The organism is Buchnera aphidicola str. Ua (Uroleucon ambrosiae) (assembly GCF_000225465.1).
Classification (GTDB): domain Bacteria; phylum Pseudomonadota; class Gammaproteobacteria; order Enterobacterales; family Enterobacteriaceae; genus Buchnera; species Buchnera aphidicola_B.
Genome location: NC_017259.1, coordinates 529,945 through 545,393, shown reverse-complemented (window position 1 = coordinate 545,393; position 15,449 = coordinate 529,945). Strand labels below are relative to the sequence as shown.

At 29.3% G+C, this 15,449-nt stretch carries 27 protein-coding genes; all 27 read left to right on the top strand.

Annotation, left to right across the window (positions count from 1 at the left end; translation table 11 throughout):
* The first annotated feature begins 174 nt into the window (after positions 1-174).
* The 27 genes from fkpA (at position 175) to rpsE (ending at position 15,443) form a co-directional block, all read left to right on the top strand.
* The gene (gene fkpA, locus BUAMB_RS02530; protein WP_014500204.1) at positions 175-936 is read left to right on the top strand and encodes an FKBP-type peptidyl-prolyl cis-trans isomerase; all 762 of its coding nucleotides are present in this window, start codon (positions 175-177) and stop codon (positions 934-936) included.
* A 79-nt stretch (positions 937-1,015) separates the two neighbouring features.
* The gene (tusD, locus tag BUAMB_RS02525; RefSeq protein ID WP_014500203.1) at positions 1,016-1,402 is read left to right on the top strand and encodes a sulfurtransferase complex subunit TusD; all 387 of its coding nucleotides are present in this window, start codon (positions 1,016-1,018) and stop codon (positions 1,400-1,402) included.
* A gap of 19 nt (positions 1,403-1,421) precedes the next feature.
* Positions 1,422-1,781: a sulfurtransferase complex subunit TusC gene (gene tusC, locus BUAMB_RS02520; RefSeq protein WP_014500202.1), complete on the top strand. Its 360-nt coding sequence runs from the start codon at positions 1,422-1,424 to the stop codon at positions 1,779-1,781.
* A gap of 15 nt (positions 1,782-1,796) precedes the next feature.
* Positions 1,797-2,084, top strand: a complete 288-nt coding sequence (tusB, locus tag BUAMB_RS02515) for a sulfurtransferase complex subunit TusB (protein WP_014500201.1) — start codon at positions 1,797-1,799, stop codon at positions 2,082-2,084.
* 126 nt (positions 2,085-2,210) lie between these two features.
* Complete coding sequence (gene rpsL, locus BUAMB_RS02510; RefSeq protein WP_014500200.1) at positions 2,211-2,585, top strand: 30S ribosomal protein S12; 375 nt, start codon at positions 2,211-2,213, stop codon at positions 2,583-2,585.
* A 65-nt stretch (positions 2,586-2,650) separates the two neighbouring features.
* On the top strand, positions 2,651-3,121 hold the full coding sequence (gene rpsG, locus BUAMB_RS02505) for a 30S ribosomal protein S7 (protein WP_014500199.1): 471 nt from the start codon (positions 2,651-2,653) through the stop codon (positions 3,119-3,121).
* Positions 3,122-3,227: 106 nt separating this feature from the next.
* Entirely contained in the window at positions 3,228-5,336 is a 2,109-nt protein-coding gene (gene fusA, locus BUAMB_RS02500) for an elongation factor G (RefSeq protein WP_014500198.1), read from the top strand.
* A 54-nt stretch (positions 5,337-5,390) separates the two neighbouring features.
* The gene (gene tuf / locus BUAMB_RS02495) at positions 5,391-6,575 is read left to right on the top strand and encodes an elongation factor Tu (RefSeq protein WP_014500197.1); all 1,185 of its coding nucleotides are present in this window, start codon (positions 5,391-5,393) and stop codon (positions 6,573-6,575) included.
* Between the two features lie 307 nt (positions 6,576-6,882).
* Positions 6,883-7,194, top strand: a complete 312-nt coding sequence (gene rpsJ / locus BUAMB_RS02490) for a 30S ribosomal protein S10 (protein WP_009874476.1) — start codon at positions 6,883-6,885, stop codon at positions 7,192-7,194.
* A 34-nt stretch (positions 7,195-7,228) separates the two neighbouring features.
* Positions 7,229-7,858 (top strand): 50S ribosomal protein L3, encoded by a 630-nt coding sequence (gene rplC, locus BUAMB_RS02485; protein ID WP_014500196.1) that lies wholly within the window; start codon positions 7,229-7,231, stop codon positions 7,856-7,858.
* A 17-nt stretch (positions 7,859-7,875) separates the two neighbouring features.
* The gene (gene rplD / locus BUAMB_RS02480; RefSeq protein WP_014500195.1) at positions 7,876-8,481 is read left to right on the top strand and encodes a 50S ribosomal protein L4; all 606 of its coding nucleotides are present in this window, start codon (positions 7,876-7,878) and stop codon (positions 8,479-8,481) included.
* Positions 8,478-8,780: a 50S ribosomal protein L23 gene (gene rplW, locus BUAMB_RS02475; RefSeq protein ID WP_014500194.1), complete on the top strand. Its 303-nt coding sequence runs from the start codon at positions 8,478-8,480 to the stop codon at positions 8,778-8,780. Before rplD ends, rplW begins: the two co-directional genes overlap by 4 nt.
* A 15-nt stretch (positions 8,781-8,795) precedes the next feature.
* A complete protein-coding gene (gene rplB / locus BUAMB_RS02470; protein WP_014500193.1) occupies positions 8,796-9,617 on the top strand; it encodes a 50S ribosomal protein L2 in 822 nt (273 codons plus the stop codon).
* A 19-nt stretch (positions 9,618-9,636) separates the two neighbouring features.
* A complete protein-coding gene (gene rpsS / locus BUAMB_RS02465) occupies positions 9,637-9,939 on the top strand; it encodes a 30S ribosomal protein S19 (protein WP_014500192.1) in 303 nt (100 codons plus the stop codon).
* The gene (gene rplV, locus BUAMB_RS02460) at positions 9,940-10,272 is read left to right on the top strand and encodes a 50S ribosomal protein L22 (protein ID WP_014500191.1); all 333 of its coding nucleotides are present in this window, start codon (positions 9,940-9,942) and stop codon (positions 10,270-10,272) included.
* 18 nt (positions 10,273-10,290) lie between these two features.
* Complete coding sequence (gene rpsC, locus BUAMB_RS02455; RefSeq protein WP_014500190.1) at positions 10,291-10,992, top strand: 30S ribosomal protein S3; 702 nt, start codon at positions 10,291-10,293, stop codon at positions 10,990-10,992.
* Positions 10,993-11,012: 20 nt separating this feature from the next.
* A complete protein-coding gene (gene rplP, locus BUAMB_RS02450; protein ID WP_014500189.1) occupies positions 11,013-11,423 on the top strand; it encodes a 50S ribosomal protein L16 in 411 nt (136 codons plus the stop codon).
* On the top strand, positions 11,423-11,620 hold the full coding sequence (gene rpmC / locus BUAMB_RS02445; protein ID WP_014500188.1) for a 50S ribosomal protein L29: 198 nt from the start codon (positions 11,423-11,425) through the stop codon (positions 11,618-11,620). The genes rplP and rpmC overlap by 1 nt, the downstream gene beginning before the upstream one ends.
* Positions 11,617-11,871: a 30S ribosomal protein S17 gene (gene rpsQ, locus BUAMB_RS02440; protein ID WP_044035075.1), complete on the top strand. Its 255-nt coding sequence runs from the start codon at positions 11,617-11,619 to the stop codon at positions 11,869-11,871. The genes rpmC and rpsQ overlap by 4 nt, the downstream gene beginning before the upstream one ends.
* Before the next feature lie 117 nt (positions 11,872-11,988).
* Positions 11,989-12,357, top strand: a complete 369-nt coding sequence (gene rplN, locus BUAMB_RS02435) for a 50S ribosomal protein L14 (protein WP_014500186.1) — start codon at positions 11,989-11,991, stop codon at positions 12,355-12,357.
* Positions 12,358-12,390: 33 nt separating this feature from the next.
* Positions 12,391-12,702: a 50S ribosomal protein L24 gene (rplX, locus tag BUAMB_RS02430; protein WP_014500185.1), complete on the top strand. Its 312-nt coding sequence runs from the start codon at positions 12,391-12,393 to the stop codon at positions 12,700-12,702.
* A gap of 17 nt (positions 12,703-12,719) precedes the next feature.
* A complete protein-coding gene (gene rplE / locus BUAMB_RS02425; RefSeq protein ID WP_014500184.1) occupies positions 12,720-13,259 on the top strand; it encodes a 50S ribosomal protein L5 in 540 nt (179 codons plus the stop codon).
* Between the two features lie 16 nt (positions 13,260-13,275).
* Positions 13,276-13,581, top strand: a complete 306-nt coding sequence (rpsN, locus tag BUAMB_RS02420; RefSeq protein WP_014500183.1) for a 30S ribosomal protein S14 — start codon at positions 13,276-13,278, stop codon at positions 13,579-13,581.
* A gap of 33 nt (positions 13,582-13,614) precedes the next feature.
* On the top strand, positions 13,615-14,007 hold the full coding sequence (gene rpsH, locus BUAMB_RS02415; protein ID WP_014500182.1) for a 30S ribosomal protein S8: 393 nt from the start codon (positions 13,615-13,617) through the stop codon (positions 14,005-14,007).
* A gap of 11 nt (positions 14,008-14,018) precedes the next feature.
* On the top strand, positions 14,019-14,555 hold the full coding sequence (gene rplF / locus BUAMB_RS02410) for a 50S ribosomal protein L6 (protein ID WP_014500181.1): 537 nt from the start codon (positions 14,019-14,021) through the stop codon (positions 14,553-14,555).
* A gap of 1 nt (position 14,556) precedes the next feature.
* Positions 14,557-14,925 carry a 50S ribosomal protein L18 gene (gene rplR, locus BUAMB_RS02405; protein ID WP_014500180.1) on the top strand — a complete coding sequence of 123 codons (369 nt, stop codon included), beginning with the start codon at positions 14,557-14,559 and terminating at the stop codon, positions 14,923-14,925.
* Between the two features lie 14 nt (positions 14,926-14,939).
* The gene (gene rpsE, locus BUAMB_RS02400) at positions 14,940-15,443 is read left to right on the top strand and encodes a 30S ribosomal protein S5 (protein ID WP_014500179.1); all 504 of its coding nucleotides are present in this window, start codon (positions 14,940-14,942) and stop codon (positions 15,441-15,443) included.
* Positions 15,444-15,449: the final 6 nt, after the last annotated feature.

Below are 15,449 nucleotides of genomic sequence, written 5' to 3'. Positions count from 1 at the left end.
ATAATTTTATAAAACTTATTTTTATCTATTTTATGCATATAAAATACATGTATATAAAATATATATTAATATATAAATATATCTCGTTTAAAATTTTTATTAAGATTATATTTTTAAATTTTTTTAGAGAAAACGTGTTAAATATTTCATATATTTATTTTTGGAGTAAAAAAAATGATTTTTTTTCTTCTTAAAAGAACAATATTTTTCTTTTTAATATTATGTATAGTTCCAAAAACTGTTTCAATGTCGAGATCTTTATCTGATTTTTATTCAATATCTCATGTAGACATACAAAATAAATTTCATAATAATAACGAAAAATTAGGTTATGCTTTAGGTGTTTCATTAGGTAGTTATGTTAATCAATCTTTTGAAAAACAAAAAAAAATTGGAATTAATATAAATAAAAACAGCCTTTTAGAAGGCGTAGAAGATGCAATTTCTGGTAATTTAAAGTTATCACATGAAGAGATTTCATTAATTCTTTCAGAATTTGAAAAACGTTTAAACAAAGAAAGGAAAATTCAATTTGAAAAAAATTTAAAAACTAATTTAATTGAAGGAATATCATATATGAAAAATTTTTCTAAATTAAAAGGTGTTAAGAAAACACAAAGTGGTCTCTTATATCTTGTAGAAAAACAGGGAATGGGCAATAAAATTACTAACGATACAAAAATTACTGTACATTATAAAGGTACATTAATTAATGGAGTAGAATTTGATAATTCTTATAAACGAGGTAGTCCTGTTTCTTTAATGTTAAAAGATGTTATATTAGGTTGGCAAGAAGGTTTAAAATATATCCAAAAAGGTGGTAAAATTAAATTAGTTATCCCCCCAAATTTAGCATATGGAAAAAAAGAAATCAATGGCATACCAGGTAATTCTACTTTAATTTTTGATATTGAATTATTAGATGTAATGGATTAACTATAATTTATATTAATCATAATAGTTTTCAAATAATATATAAAATATTTTTTAATTATATTGGTATAAAATGTTCATCATGAATTATACAATATTAGTAACAGGTGCAGCTTATGGCACTCAAAATGCAAGTACAGCTTTTTTGTTTTGTAAATCTTTAATAAAAACTAACCATAAAATATTGAGTGTGTTTTTTTATGGTGATGGAGTATTAAATGCTAATAAAATGACTAAACCTGCACTAGATGAATTTAATTTAGTCGAAGGATGGCAACAATTAAAAAAAAAATATCAAATACCATTATATGTTTGTCATAGTTCTGCTTTAAGAAGAGGAATTCTAAAAAATGAAAAATCTTGTAATATATCGTGTCAAATAGGAAATTTAGCATTTTTTTTTCAATTGAGCAGTTTAGTAGAATTAGCTTATTCTATTAAACTTTCTGATCGCTTTATACAATTTTAATTTGGTATTTTATATTATAATGAATAAAATTGCGTGTATTTTTTCTCGTGCTCCACATGGAACTAGTTTTGGTAGAGAAGGATTAGATGCTATTTTTGGTCTTTCATCAATTTTAAAAAAAATAAGTGTATTTTTTATAGGTGATGGAGTTTTGCAATTAATACAAAATTATAAATTAGAAAAGATTTTATCGCGTGATTATACACCTGCTTTTTCTATTTTATCTATGTATGATATTAAAGATTTGTATTGTTGTGAGTCGTCATTAAAAGAAAGAGGATTAAATAATAATATAAATTTTACATTAAATATAACCATATTAGATGCATATTTATTACGCTTAAAATTAGAGCATGTTGATTTAATAATAAATTTTTAAGGTTTCTATAAAAATATGTTACATACTTTAATGAAATCTCCATTTGAAACTAACATGAATCTTCTTATAAGTATGTTAAAAAAATCAGATGATTTTTTAGGACTTCAAGATGGTGTATTAATTGGATTACAAGATAATATTTTTTTAAAAGAAATTATCAAATCTTCAGTGAAATTATATTTGATAAAAGAAGATGTTTATGCACGAGGTATTCATAAAAATATTTCTAGAAAATTTAGTTTAATTAGTTATGTTCATTTTGTTTCTTTAACACTCAAACATAAAAAACAAATGAATTGGTAACAATTTTAATCTATATTGCATTATTAATCTATCCAATCCTAACATTCTTCATAATAACAGTAAATATTTTTTATTTATAAAATTTTTATGTTTTTCAGACAATCAATATAACAATAGGAGTTTTTTATGGCCACAGTTAATCAATTGGTCCGTAAACCTCGCGTACGAAAAATTACTAAAAGTAATGTTCCAGCATTATCTAAAAGTCCACAGAAAAGAGGAGTATGTACTAGAGTTTATACCACTACACCAAAAAAACCTAATTCAGCATTACGTAAAGTATGTCGTGTTCGATTAACTAATGGTTTTGAAGTTACAGCTTATATTGGTGGAGAAGGGCATAATTTACAAGAACATTCTGTAATTTTAATACGAGGTGGTCGTGTTAAAGATTTACCTGGAGTAAGATATCATGTTGTTAGAGGATCATTAGATTGTGCAGGTGTGAAAGAACGAAAAAAAGGACGTTCTAAATATGGAGTAAAAAAAATAAAAGTATAAATAATTTTTATAAAAAACAAAAATCTTTATTTATTTTTTATCTTCTAAAATTTAATGGAGTTTATATGCCACGTCGTCGTATTATTAATGCTCGTAAAATTTTACCAGATCCAAAGTTTCATTCAGAGTTACTAGCTAAATTTATTAATATTCTTATGATAGATGGTAAAAAATCTATTGCTGAAGTTATTGTATATACTGCATTAAAAAATTTATCTAAACGTTGTGAAAAAAATGAATTAGATGCATTTGAAATAGCTTTAGAAAATGTTCGTCCAACAGTTGAAGTCAAATCTCGTCGTGTTGGTGGATCTACATATCAAGTTCCAGTAGAAGTAAGGCCAGTAAGAAGAAATGCCTTAGCTATGCGTTGGATTGTAGAATCTGCGCGTAAGCGCGTAGATAAATCTATGTCTTTACGTTTATCTAATGAATTATATGATGCTGTAGAAAATAAAGGCGCTTCAGTTAAAAAAAGAGAAGAAGTACATAAAATAGCTGAAGCAAATAAAGCTTTTGCTCATTATCGTTGGTGATATTATAATAATTTTTATCATACGTTTTAAACTATAAATTGAGACAATGATCTTAATTGGACTTTATACAGTCTAAATTTTACAATTTAAAAATGAGAGCATGATAATGTCTCGTATAACACCTATTACTCAATATCGTAATATTGGAATTAGTGCACATATAGATGCAGGTAAAACTACTACTACTGAAAGAATTTTATTTTATACAGGAATTAATCATAAAATTGGTGAAGTTCATGATGGTGCTGCTACTATGGATTGGATGGAGCAAGAACAAGAAAGAGGCATTACTATTACCTCTGCAGCTACTACTACTTTTTGGAGTGGTATGGCTAATCAATTTAAATCACATAGAATTAATATCATTGATACACCAGGGCATGTAGATTTTACAATCGAAGTAGAACGTTCTATGAGGGTGCTAGATGGTGCTGTAATGGTGTACTGTGCAGTAGGAGGAGTACAGCCACAGTCTGAAACTGTATGGCGTCAAGCAAATAAATATAATGTTCCCCGAATAGCTTTTATCAATAAAATGGATCGTATGGGAGCTAATTTTTTCAGAGTTGTAAAACAAATTAAAACTCGTTTAGGTGCTAATCCTGTGCCTTTACAGATAGCAATTGGTTCAGAAGATAGTTTTGTTGGTGTTGTTGATTTGATTAAAATGCAAGCTGTTTATTGGACAGATTCTGATCAGGGATTAACATTTACTTATAATGAAATTCCAAAAAATATGATTGCATTAGCAAAAAAATGGAATCAAAATTTAATTGAATCTGCAGTAGAAGCTAATGAAGATTTGTTAGAAAAGTATTTAAATGAGATACAGTTATCTGAACATGAAATTAAAATGGCATTAAGAAAACGTTGTTTAAATAATGAAATTATACTGATTACTTGTGGTTCTGCTTTTAAAAATAAAGGTGTTCAATCTCTTTTAGATGCAATTATTGAATACTTACCTGCTCCAAATGACATTCAAAATATTCAAGGTATTGTAAATCATAAACAGCATGCTTATTCTGTGAGAAATTCAAATGATCAAGAACCTTTTTCTGCTTTAGCTTTTAAAATTGCTAATGATCCATTTGTAGGTAATCTAACTTTTTTTCGTGTTTATTCGGGAGTAGTAAAATCTGGAGATACTGTATTTAATTCAGTAAAATCTCAACGAGAAAGATTTGGTAGAATTGTACAAATGCATGCAAATAAAAGAGAAGAAATAAAAGAAGTATATGCAGGCGATATAGCTGCAGCAATTGGTTTAAAAGATGTGACTACTGGTGATACCTTATGTGATGTTAATCAACCAATTATATTAGAGCGTATGGAATTTCCTGAACCAGTTATATCTATTGCCGTAGAACCTAAAACTAAAGTTGATCAAGAAAAAATGGGTTTAGCATTAGCACGATTAGCTAAAGAAGATCCTTCTTTTCGAGTTCGAACTGATCAAGAATCCAATCAAACTATTATTTCTGGTATGGGTGAGTTACATTTAGAAATTATAATTGATCGTATGAAAAGAGAGTTTAGTGTTGATGCTAATGTTGGACAACCGCAAGTAGCATATCGCGAAACAATTCTTAAAAAAGTGATAGATATTGAAGGTAAACATATTAAACAATCGGGTGGAAGAGGGCAATATGGACATGTTGTTATAGAATTATTTCCATTAAATTCAGGAGAAGAAAAATATTTATTTATAAATGATATTAAGGGAGGTGTGATACCTAATGAATATATTTCAGCAGTAGATAAAGGTATTCAAGAACAATTAAAGTATGGTCCATTAGCTGGTTATCCAGTAGTTAATATTGGTGTACGTCTTTATTTTGGTTCTTATCATGATGTTGATTCTTCTGAATTGGCTTTTAAATTAGCTGCCTCTATAGCATTTAAAGAAGGTTTTAAAAAAGCTACACCAATTTTGTTAGAACCTATTATGAAAGTAGAAATTGAGACTCCTGACGACTATATGGGAGATGTTATAGGTGATTTAAATCGTAGGAGAGGTGTTATTGAAGGAATGCAAGATTTATCTATAGGTAAAATTATAAATGCATGCGTTCCTCTATCTGAAATGTTTGGTTACGCTACTGATTTACGTTCACAAACTCAAGGTAGAGCTTCTTATTCAATGGAATTTTTAAAATATATAGAAGCCCCTATAAGTGTGTCTAAAAATATTATTGATAAAAGACAAAAGTAGAAGTTTGTTTGATGTTTTTCATTTAAAATAAAGATTTTATCTAAGGTAAAAATAATGTCTAAAGAAAAATTTAAACGTTTAAAACCTCATATAAATGTAGGTACTATTGGTCATGTAGATCATGGTAAAACAACATTGACTTCAGCTATTACAACAGTTTTATCTAAAAAATATGGTGGTTCTGCACGTGCTTTTGATCAAATAGATAATGCACCAGAAGAGAAAGCAAGAGGTATCACAATCAATACTTCTCATGTAGAATATGATACTGAGTTTAGACATTATGCACATGTAGATTGCCCAGGTCATGCAGATTATATAAAAAATATGATTACTGGTGCAGCTCAAATGGATGGTGCTATTTTAGTTGTTGCTGCTACTGATGGACCGATGCCTCAAACTCGTGAACATATTTTACTTGGAAGACAAGTAGGTGTACCGTACATTATTGTTTTTCTTAATAAATGTGATATGGTAGATGATGAAGAATTACTTGAATTAGTTGAAATGGAAGTTCGTGATTTATTAACACAATATGATTTTCCTGGAGATGATACTCCTATTATTCGAGGTTCAGCTCTAAAAGCTTTAGAAGGTGATCCTGAATGGGAGTCAAAAATTATTGATTTATCTAAATTTTTAGATAGTTATATTCCTGAACCAAAAAGAGCAATAGATCAGCCGTTTCTATTACCAATAGAAGATGTTTTTTCTATATCAGGAAGAGGTACAGTAGTAACAGGACGAGTAGAAAAAGGTGTTATTAAAGTTGGTGAAGAAGTAGAAATTGTTGGAATTAAAAAAACAACTAAAACTACTTGTACAGGTGTAGAAATGTTTAGAAAATTATTAGATGAAGGTCGTGCTGGAGAAAATGTAGGTGTTTTGCTTCGTGGAACAAAACGCGATGAAATTGAGAGAGGTCAAGTTTTAGCTAAACCAGGTAGTATTCATCCACATACAACATTTGAGTCGGAAGTTTATGTTTTATCCAAAGAAGAAGGTGGGCGCCATACTCCATTTTTTAAAGGATATCGTCCTCAATTTTATTTTAGAACTACTGATGTAACAGGTTCTATTGAATTACCAGAAGGTGTTGAAATGGTTATGCCAGGAGATAATATAAAAATGACTGTAACATTAATTAATCCTGTTGCTATGACTGATGGATTACGATTTGCTATACGTGAAGGTGGACGTACTGTTGGCGCTGGTGTAGTTTCAAAAATTTTAATTTAATAATTATGTTACAATATTTTATATTTATATCTAGTTGAATTTATTAAGAAAAGAGTATAAAATACTCTTTTCTTGATTGTTTTTAAAAACAATTAATTTTTTCTTTTAAAATAATTAAAATTTATTTTAAAGAAAAAATGTTTTAAAAATAAATTATATGATATACAGTAACTGTACTAAATATAAAAACATTCCTAATATAGGAGTTATATAGTTTTAATTTAATAATATCTGCTTTTGAATATAGATAATAATATATTCAGAGAAGATTAAATTTTTCATTTGTAAATAATTGGAGTTCTGGCTAATGCAGAACCAAAGAATCCGTATTCGTTTAAAAGCTTTTGATCATAGATTAATTGATCAATCAACTACTGAAATTGTTGAAACAGCAAAAAGAACTGGTGCACAAGTACGTGGACCTATTCCTCTTCCAACTCGTAAAGAACGTTTTACTATTTTAGTGTCTCCACATGTAAATAAAGATGCACGTGATCAGTATGAAATTCGTACACATAAGCGTTTAATTGATATAGTCGAGCCTACTGAAAAAACTGTTGATGCACTAATGCGACTAGATCTTGCTGCTGGTGTAGATGTGCAAATTAGTTTAGGCTAATTATATAGATTGATATAATAAAGGTATTTAATAAATGATCGGTTTAGTTGGTAAAAAACTTGGTATGACTCGTATTTTTACTAAAGAAGGAACATCAGTTCCTGTTACAGTAATTGAATTACAAGATAATCGAATTACACAAGTAAAAAATATAAATACTGATCGATATGATGCTATTCAAGTAACGACAGGCATAAAAAAAATTAATAGACTTAATAAACCAAAATCAGGTCATTTTTTAAAATCAGGAGTAGTTCCAGGTCGTGGTTTATGGGAATTTAGAATTACAAAAGACCAAATTTTTAAAATAGGAATGAGTATTAAAATTGATCTTTTTAATAATGTTAAAAAAGTTGATGTGACAGGTATTTCTAAAGGAAAAGGTTTTTGCGGCACAGTAAAACGCTGGAATTTTCATACTCAAGATGCAACTCATGGTAACTCTTTATCTCATAGAGTTCCTGGTTCTATCGGTCAGAATCAAACTCCGGGACGAGTATTCAAAGGAAAAAAAATGGCAGGACAATTAGGGAATAATCGCGTTACCGTTCAAAGCTTAAAAATAGTCCAGATTGATGAAAATAGAAATCTTCTTTTGGTAAAAGGTTCTGTCCCCGGTGCCACCGGTAGTAATCTTATCGTTAAACCAGCTATCAAGGCATGAGTAGTGAGGATTAAAAAATGGAATTAGTAGTGAAAGACGCACAAAGTGTTCTTAGTGTTTCTAGAATTATTTTTGGTCGAGATTTTAATGAAGCTCTAATTCATCAAGTTATTATTGCATATTCAGCATCTAGACGACAAGGTACAAGGGCACAAAAAAGTCGTGCTGAAGTTTCTGGATCTGGTAGAAAACCTTGGCGTCAAAAAGGTACTGGTCGTGCACGAGCTGGATCGTTTAGAAGTCCAATTTGGCGATCAGGTGGTGTGACATTTGCTGCAAAACCAAAAGACTATAGTCATAAAGTTAATAAAAAAATGTACCGCGGTGCATTAAAAAGTATTTTTTCTGAATTAATACGTCAAAAAAGATTAACAGTTTTTGAAAATTTTGTATTAGAGTTACCCAAAACAAAATTATTAGTACAAAAATTAAATAAGATTCATTTAAAAAATGTTTTGATTTTAACAAAAAAAATAGATAAAAATTTATTTCTTGCATCAAGAAATTTACATTCAGTTGATGTTAAAGATGTATATTCTATAGATCCTGTAAGTTTAATTGCTTTCGAACATATTATTATTACTGTTTCAGCAATTAAAAAAGTGGAGGAAATACTTTTATGATTTCTGAAGAACGTTTACTAAAAATACTACTTTCTCCACATATTTCTGAAAAGGCATCTACATCTATAGAAAAATTCAATACTATTGTTTTAAAGGTATTAAATAATTCTACAAAATATGAAATAAAATGTGCAATAAAAAAAATATTTAATGTAGAAGTGGATAGTATCAGGACATTAAAAATCAAAGGCAAAAAGAAGCGTCAATCTAACCGTATTATTCAAAGAAGTAATTGGAAGAAAGCATATATTAAAATTAAAAAAGGTTATAATTTAGATTTTATTGGTAATACAGAGTAGTCGGAGGACACAACAATGGCAATTGTTAAATGCAAACCGACATCTCCGGGTCGTCGCCACGTTATTAAAATTATGAATAATTCTCTTCATAAAGGAAAACCATATTCTTCATTATTGAGAAAAAAAAACAAAAGTGGAGGACGTAATAATAATGGACGAATCACGACTCGTCATATTGGTGGTGGACATAAAAGAGCATATCGTATTATAGATTTTAAAAGAAATAAAGATGGTATAGAAGCTATGATAGAAAGATTTGAATATGATCCAAATCGTTCTGCTAATATTGCTTTAATATTATATAAAGATGGTAATAGAAAATATATTTTAGCTCCAAAAGATTTAAAGATAGGAGATACTATTATTTCCGGAATACACTCTCCTATAAAAATAGGAAATGCTTTACCATTAAAATATATCCCAGCAGGTACATTAATTCATAATGTAGAAATGAAACCTGGAAAAGGTGGTCAAATAGCGCGTTCTGCAGGAAATTATGTTCAATTAGTAGCATTAGATAATGATTATGCTACTTTGCGTTTACGTTCTGGAGAAATGAGAAAAGTACAATCTAATTGCCGGGCTACTATTGGTGAAATAGGTAATTCTGAGCATATGTTAAAAGTATTAGGAAAAGCAGGAGCTGCTCGTTGGGTTGGAGTACGTCCTACTGTTCGTGGAACTGCTATGAATCCTATTGATCATCCTCATGGTGGTGGTGAAGGAAGGAATTTTGGTAAACATCCAGTAAGTCCATGGGGTCTTCAGACCAAAGGTAAAAAAACTCGTAAAAATAAACGTACTGAAAAATTTATTTTACGTCATCGTAAAAAATAATTATGACAAGGATCATATTATGCCACGTTCGCTTAAAAAAGGTCCTTTTATTGATATTAGTTTGTTAAAGAAAATAGAAAAATCAATTAAAATGAATGATAAAAAACCTATTAAAACATGGTCAAGACGTTCAACAATTTTTCCAAATATGGTAGGTTTAACAATATTAATTCATAATGGTCGTAATCATATCCCAGTTTTTATTACTGAAGAAATGGTAGGTCATAAATTAGGAGAATTTTCTTTAACTCGAACTTATAGAGGACATACTTCTGATAAAAAAGTAAAAAACGTTAATTTTAAAAAATATAAAGAGGAGTAAATGGAAACTGTAGCTCAACATCGTCAAGCACGTTCTTCAGCTCAAAAAGTACGTTTAATCATCAATTTAATACGTAATAAAAAAGTACCAGAAGCATTAAATATTTTAACTTATACTAACAAAAAAGCAGCTATTTTAGTTAAAAAAGTACTTGAATCGGCTATAGCTAACGCAGAACATAATGATGGTATAGATATAGATCAATTAAAAATTAAACGAATATTTGTTAATGAAGGTTCAACCATGAAAAGAATGATGCCACGTGCTAAAGGACGTGCAGATCGTATTTTAAAACGTACTAGTCATATTACTGTGATTGTATCTGATCGTTAACATTGAGGAGAATCAGTGATGGGTCAGAAAGTACATCCCAATGGTATGCGATTGGGTATAATAAAAAAATGGAATTCTGTTTGGTTTGCTAATACTAAAGATTTTGCTAATAATTTAGATAGCGATTATAAAGTTCGTCAGTTTTTAATGAAAGCACTCGAAAAAGCTTCTATTTCTCGCATTATTATTGAGAGACCAGCAAAAAGTATACGAGTAACTATTTACACTGCTAGACCAGGTATTGTTATTGGTAAAAAGGGAGAAGATGTTGAAAAATTAAGAGCAGCTATTGCAAAAATTACTAAAGTTCCAGTTCAAATTAATATTTCTGAAGTACGTAAACCTGAATTAGATGCTAAACTTGTATCTGATAGTATTACTTCTCAATTAGAACGAAGAGTAATGTTTCGACGTGCAATGAAAAGATCTGTTCAAAATGCAATGAGACAAGGTGCGAAAGGTATTAAAGTTGAGGTTAGTGGTCGTTTGGGTGGAGCAGAAATAGCTCGTAGAGAATGGTATAGAGAAGGAAGAGTTCCTTTGCATACTTTACGTGCAAATATTGATTATAGTGTTTCTGAAGCTCATACAACTTATGGTGTAATAGGAGTTAAAGTATGGATTTTTAAAGGTGAAATATTAGGTGGTATGCAAACAATTGAACAATTAGAGAAACCTTCTATTCAGGCAAAAAAGCAATTTCGTAAAAATAGAAAATAAGAAAAAGAGAGAAACTAATAATGTTACAACCAAAACGTACTAAATTTCGAAAAATGCATAAAGGTCGCAATCGTGGTTTAGCCTCTGGCACTCATATTGAATTTGGAACTTTTGGTTTAAAAGCCATTGATAGAGGACGTTTAACTTCTCGTCAAATTGAATCTGCAAGGAGAACTATAACTCGCTGTATTAAAAGACAAGGAAAAATGTGGATACGTATATTTCCCGATAAACCTATTACGCAAAAACCATTAGAAGTGAGAATGGGTAAAGGAAAAGGAAATGTTGAATATTGGGTAGCTTTAATACAACCTGGAAAAATTCTTTATGAGTTAGATGGAGTTACTGAAGCAGAGTCTCGTGAAGCATTTAAATTAGCCGCAGCCAAGTTACCAATTAAAACTACTTTTGTAAATAAGATGGTGATGTAATGAACGCAATAGTAGAGTTAAGAAAAAAAACTAAAAAAGATTTACATATAGAACTTTTACAATTATTAAGAGAAAGATTTAATCTTCGTATGCAATCTGTTTCTGGAAAATTAAAACAACCTCATTTATTGCGTATAGTAAGACGTAACATTGCAAAAATTAAGACTTTATTAGCTGAAAAAGAGAAATTAAAATAATGGAAAAAATTCGAACGCTACAAGGTCGAGTAATTAGTAATAAAATGCAAAAATCTGCTGTAGTTGCTATTGAGCGTTTTGTTAAACATGTAATTTATAAAAAATTTATTAAACGTACTACAAAACTTCATATTCATGATGAAGAAAATCAATGTAATGTAGGTGATTTAATAGAAATTAGAGAATCTCGTCCGATTTCTAAAACTAAATCTTGGGTATTAGTTCGCGTGATTGAAAAGACGATATTTTAAAATAAGAACAATAAAAATAATATTAAGGTGTATATATAAATTAATAAATAATAAAAAACGTTGTTATGAAAAATATTTTTAGTATTTATTAATAAAAATTATTGGAGTACTAAACATATGATTCAAGAACAAACGATTTTATGTGTTGCTGATAACTCTGGTGCACGTTCTGCTATGTGTATTAAAGTATTAGGTGGTTCACGTCGTCGTTATGCAGCGATTGGTGATGTTATTAAAATTACTATTAAAGAAGCAATTCCTCGAGGAAAAGTCAAGAAAGGAGAAGTTTTAAAAGCAGTAGTTGTTAGAACTAAAAAAGGAGTTAGACGAACTGATGGTTCAATTATTCGTTTTGATAATAATGCTTGTGTTGTTTTAAACAACAATGAACAACCTATTGGCACTCGAATTTTTGGACCTGTAACTCGTGAATTACGCACAGAGAAATTTATGAAAATTATTTCATTAGCTCCTGAAGTTCTTTAGATTTTTAATAATACAAATTTTAAGGAATATAAAATGGCATCAAAATTGCGTCGTAATGATGCGGTTATTATATTAACTGGAAAAGATAAAGGTAAAAAAAGTAATATTAAAAAAATTTTATCTTCAAATAAAGCTATTGTTAATAAAATAAATTTAATTAAAAAACATCAAAAACCTATTCCATCTCAAAACCAAAATGGAGGTATAATAGAAAGAGAAGCACCTATTCATATATCTAATCTTGCAATTTTTAATCCAGAATCTAATAAATCTGATCGTGTTGGTTTTAGATTAGAAGAAGGGAAAAAAATTCGTTTTTTTAAATCGAATAAAAAAACTATTTAATAGTTTGGAGTGATATAATGACAACATTTTATAGTTATTATAAATCTATTGTTGTAAATAAACTCATGTTACAAAAAAAATATCGTTCTTTAATGCAAGTTCCTAAAATTGATAAAATTACTTTAAATATGGGTTTGGGAGCATCAGCTTCTGATAAAAAAATTTTAGATAATGCTATATCAGATTTAACTATAATATCTGGACAAAAACCAGTTATCACTAAAGCGCGTAAATCTGTTGCTAGTTTTAAAATTCGTCAAGGTTATCCAATAGGATGTAAAGTGACATTACGTGGTCAAAAAAAATGGGATTTTTTTGAACGTTTGATTGTAATTGCTATACCGCGTATTCGTGATTTTCGTGGATTATCTAATAATGCTTTTGATGGACAAGGAAATTATAGTTTAGGAATAAGAGAACAAATTATTTTTCCTGAAATTGATTATGATAAAATTGATCGCGTGCGAGGATTAGATATAACAATAACGACTACTGCTAAATCTAATGATGAAGGTCGTTTATTATTGTCTGCTTTTAATTTTCCTTTTCGTCGATAAAAAATAAGGTTATTCAATGGCCAAGCAATCAATGAAGGCACGTGAAATAAAACGCGTGAAATTAGCTAATAAATTTTATATACAACGCAACGAATTAAAAAAAATTATTTCTAATATGAAATGTTCAGAAGAAGAACGTTGGAATGCAGTATTAAAGTTACAAACTTTTCCACGTGATTCTAGCCCATCTCGCCAAAGAAATAGATGTCGTCAAACTGGTCGTCCACATGCTTTTTTACGTAAATTTGGATTAAGTCGTATCAAAGTAAGAGAAGCAGCTATGAAAGGCGAAATACCTGGTTTAAAAAAAGCAAGTTGGTAAAATATATTTTTAGTTTTTTGGAGTTTAAAAAAAATGAGTATACATGATCCAATAGCAGATATGTTAACACGTATTCGAAATGGTCAGTCAGCTAATAAATATTCTATCATAATGCCTTCATCTAAATTAAAAAAATCAATTATAAAATTATTAAAAGAAGAAGGTTATATTAAAGATTATGAAATATTTGGTACAACTAAACCGCAATTGAAAGTTATTTTAAAATATTTTCAAGGAAAGGCAGTAGTAGAAACTATTGAACGCATTAGTCGTCCTAGTTTGCGTATATATAAAAATAAAAAGAATTTACCTACAGTCATGGCTGGTTTGGGAATAGCAATAATTTCAACTTCTCAAGGTGTTATGACAGATCGTATTGCTCGTCAAGAAGGTATTGGCGGTGAAGTTATTTGTTATGTATCTTAATTGGGGGAAGAATGTCTCGTATTGCTAAATGTCCAATTATCATTCCTTCTGATATTAATGTTCAATTATATTCACAAAGTATATCCGTACAAGGGAAATATGGTAATCTTTCTCGTATTATTAATAAATCTGTTAAAATTGAATATGTAAATAATACAATATTGTTTTCACCACGTCTTGGTTTTTCTGATGGTTGGGCTCAAGCAGGAACTGCAAGAGCGCTTGTAAATTCTATGGTTATAGGTGTCTCAAAACAATTTATTAAAAAATTACAATTATCTGGAGTAGGATATCGAGTCTCAGTTATAAAAGGTAATAAAATTAATATGTCGCTAGGTTATTCTCATACTATTACATATTATATTCCTAAGGGAATTGATATAGAAAATCCATCTCCAACAGAAATTATTATTCGAGGGATAGACAAACAATTAGTAGGACAAACTGCAGCTAATTTACGTTCATATCGTATACCAGAGCCATATAAAGGAAAAGGTATTCGATATTCAGACGAAGTTGTTCGTATTAAAGAGGCTAAAAAGAAATAAAATGATTGTATTGAGTAAAAAAAAAACCATTTCTCGTATACGCAGATCTATGAAAACACGATGTAAAATAAAAAAATTAGGCGCGATGAGATTAGTTATACATCGTACTTCACGTCATATGTATGCTCAAATTATTTCTTCTATAGAATCAAAAGTATTCGCGTATGCTTCAACATTAGAAAAAAATATTAATTCTAATCTAAAATATACAGGTAATAAAATAGCTGCTGCTTTAGTAGGTAAAATTATTGCAGAACGTGCTTTGAAAAAAGGAATACATTGTGTTTCTTTTGATCGATCTGGTTTTAAGTATCATGGTCGTATAAAAGTATTAGCTGAATCTGCTCGTGCAGTAGGACTTAAGTTTTAAGGTGAAAATTTATCATGGCTAATCTTGAAAAAAAAAATAATAGTGACTTACAAGAAAAATTAATTACAGTAAATCGTGTTTCAAAAACTGTAAAGGGTGGCCGTATATTTTCTTTTACTGCATTAACTGTAGTAGGAAATGGAGACGGAAAAGTTGGATTTGGTTATGGAAAAGCTCGTGAAGTTCCTGCAGCTATTCAAAAAGCTATGGAAAAAGCTAGACGTAATATGGTTATTATACCATTAGTTAATAAAACTTTACAACATCCATTAAAAGGATCTCACACTGGATCTAATATTTTTATGAAACCTGCTTCTGACGGAACTGGAATTATTGCAGGTGGAGCTATGCGTGCAGTTTTAGAAGTAGCAGGAGTACATAATGTTTTAGCTAAAACTTATGGCTCTACTAATCCAATTAATGTAGTTCGAGCTACTATGAATGGTTTAATGAATATGAAATCCCCAAACATGATTGCTGCGAAACGTAATAAACGTGTAGAAGATATATTAGGATAAATTATA

Bases quoted from the DNA above. Each gene is read 5' to 3' on its own strand.
- fusA (WP_014500198.1), top strand. From the start codon at position 3,228: ATGTCTCGTATAACACCTATTACTCAATATCGTAATATTGGAATTAGT.
- rplR (WP_014500180.1), top strand. From the start codon at position 14,557: ATGATTGTATTGAGTAAAAAAAAAACCATTTCTCGTATACGCAGATCT.
- tuf (WP_014500197.1), top strand. From the start codon at position 5,391: ATGTCTAAAGAAAAATTTAAACGTTTAAAACCTCATATAAATGTAGGT.
- rpmC (WP_014500188.1), top strand. From the start codon at position 11,423: ATGAACGCAATAGTAGAGTTAAGAAAAAAAACTAAAAAAGATTTACAT.
- rplC (WP_014500196.1), top strand. From the start codon at position 7,229: ATGATCGGTTTAGTTGGTAAAAAACTTGGTATGACTCGTATTTTTACT.
- rplE (WP_014500184.1), top strand. From the start codon at position 12,720: ATGACAACATTTTATAGTTATTATAAATCTATTGTTGTAAATAAACTC.
- tusB (WP_014500201.1), top strand. From the start codon at position 1,797: ATGTTACATACTTTAATGAAATCTCCATTTGAAACTAACATGAATCTT.
- rpsJ (WP_009874476.1), top strand. From the start codon at position 6,883: ATGCAGAACCAAAGAATCCGTATTCGTTTAAAAGCTTTTGATCATAGA.
- rplX (WP_014500185.1), top strand. From the start codon at position 12,391: ATGGCATCAAAATTGCGTCGTAATGATGCGGTTATTATATTAACTGGA.
- rpsE (WP_014500179.1), top strand. From the start codon at position 14,940: ATGGCTAATCTTGAAAAAAAAAATAATAGTGACTTACAAGAAAAATTA.
- rplD (WP_014500195.1), top strand. From the start codon at position 7,876: ATGGAATTAGTAGTGAAAGACGCACAAAGTGTTCTTAGTGTTTCTAGA.
- tusD (WP_014500203.1), top strand. From the start codon at position 1,016: ATGAATTATACAATATTAGTAACAGGTGCAGCTTATGGCACTCAAAAT.
- rplN (WP_014500186.1), top strand. From the start codon at position 11,989: ATGATTCAAGAACAAACGATTTTATGTGTTGCTGATAACTCTGGTGCA.
- fkpA (WP_014500204.1), top strand. From the start codon at position 175: ATGATTTTTTTTCTTCTTAAAAGAACAATATTTTTCTTTTTAATATTA.
- rpsL (WP_014500200.1), top strand. From the start codon at position 2,211: ATGGCCACAGTTAATCAATTGGTCCGTAAACCTCGCGTACGAAAAATT.
- tusC (WP_014500202.1), top strand. From the start codon at position 1,422: ATGAATAAAATTGCGTGTATTTTTTCTCGTGCTCCACATGGAACTAGT.
- rplB (WP_014500193.1), top strand. From the start codon at position 8,796: ATGGCAATTGTTAAATGCAAACCGACATCTCCGGGTCGTCGCCACGTT.
- rplW (WP_014500194.1), top strand. From the start codon at position 8,478: ATGATTTCTGAAGAACGTTTACTAAAAATACTACTTTCTCCACATATT.
- rplF (WP_014500181.1), top strand. From the start codon at position 14,019: ATGTCTCGTATTGCTAAATGTCCAATTATCATTCCTTCTGATATTAAT.
- rplV (WP_014500191.1), top strand. From the start codon at position 9,940: ATGGAAACTGTAGCTCAACATCGTCAAGCACGTTCTTCAGCTCAAAAA.
- rplP (WP_014500189.1), top strand. From the start codon at position 11,013: ATGTTACAACCAAAACGTACTAAATTTCGAAAAATGCATAAAGGTCGC.
- rpsG (WP_014500199.1), top strand. From the start codon at position 2,651: ATGCCACGTCGTCGTATTATTAATGCTCGTAAAATTTTACCAGATCCA.
- rpsH (WP_014500182.1), top strand. From the start codon at position 13,615: ATGAGTATACATGATCCAATAGCAGATATGTTAACACGTATTCGAAAT.
- rpsN (WP_014500183.1), top strand. From the start codon at position 13,276: ATGGCCAAGCAATCAATGAAGGCACGTGAAATAAAACGCGTGAAATTA.
- rpsS (WP_014500192.1), top strand. From the start codon at position 9,637: ATGCCACGTTCGCTTAAAAAAGGTCCTTTTATTGATATTAGTTTGTTA.
- rpsC (WP_014500190.1), top strand. From the start codon at position 10,291: ATGGGTCAGAAAGTACATCCCAATGGTATGCGATTGGGTATAATAAAA.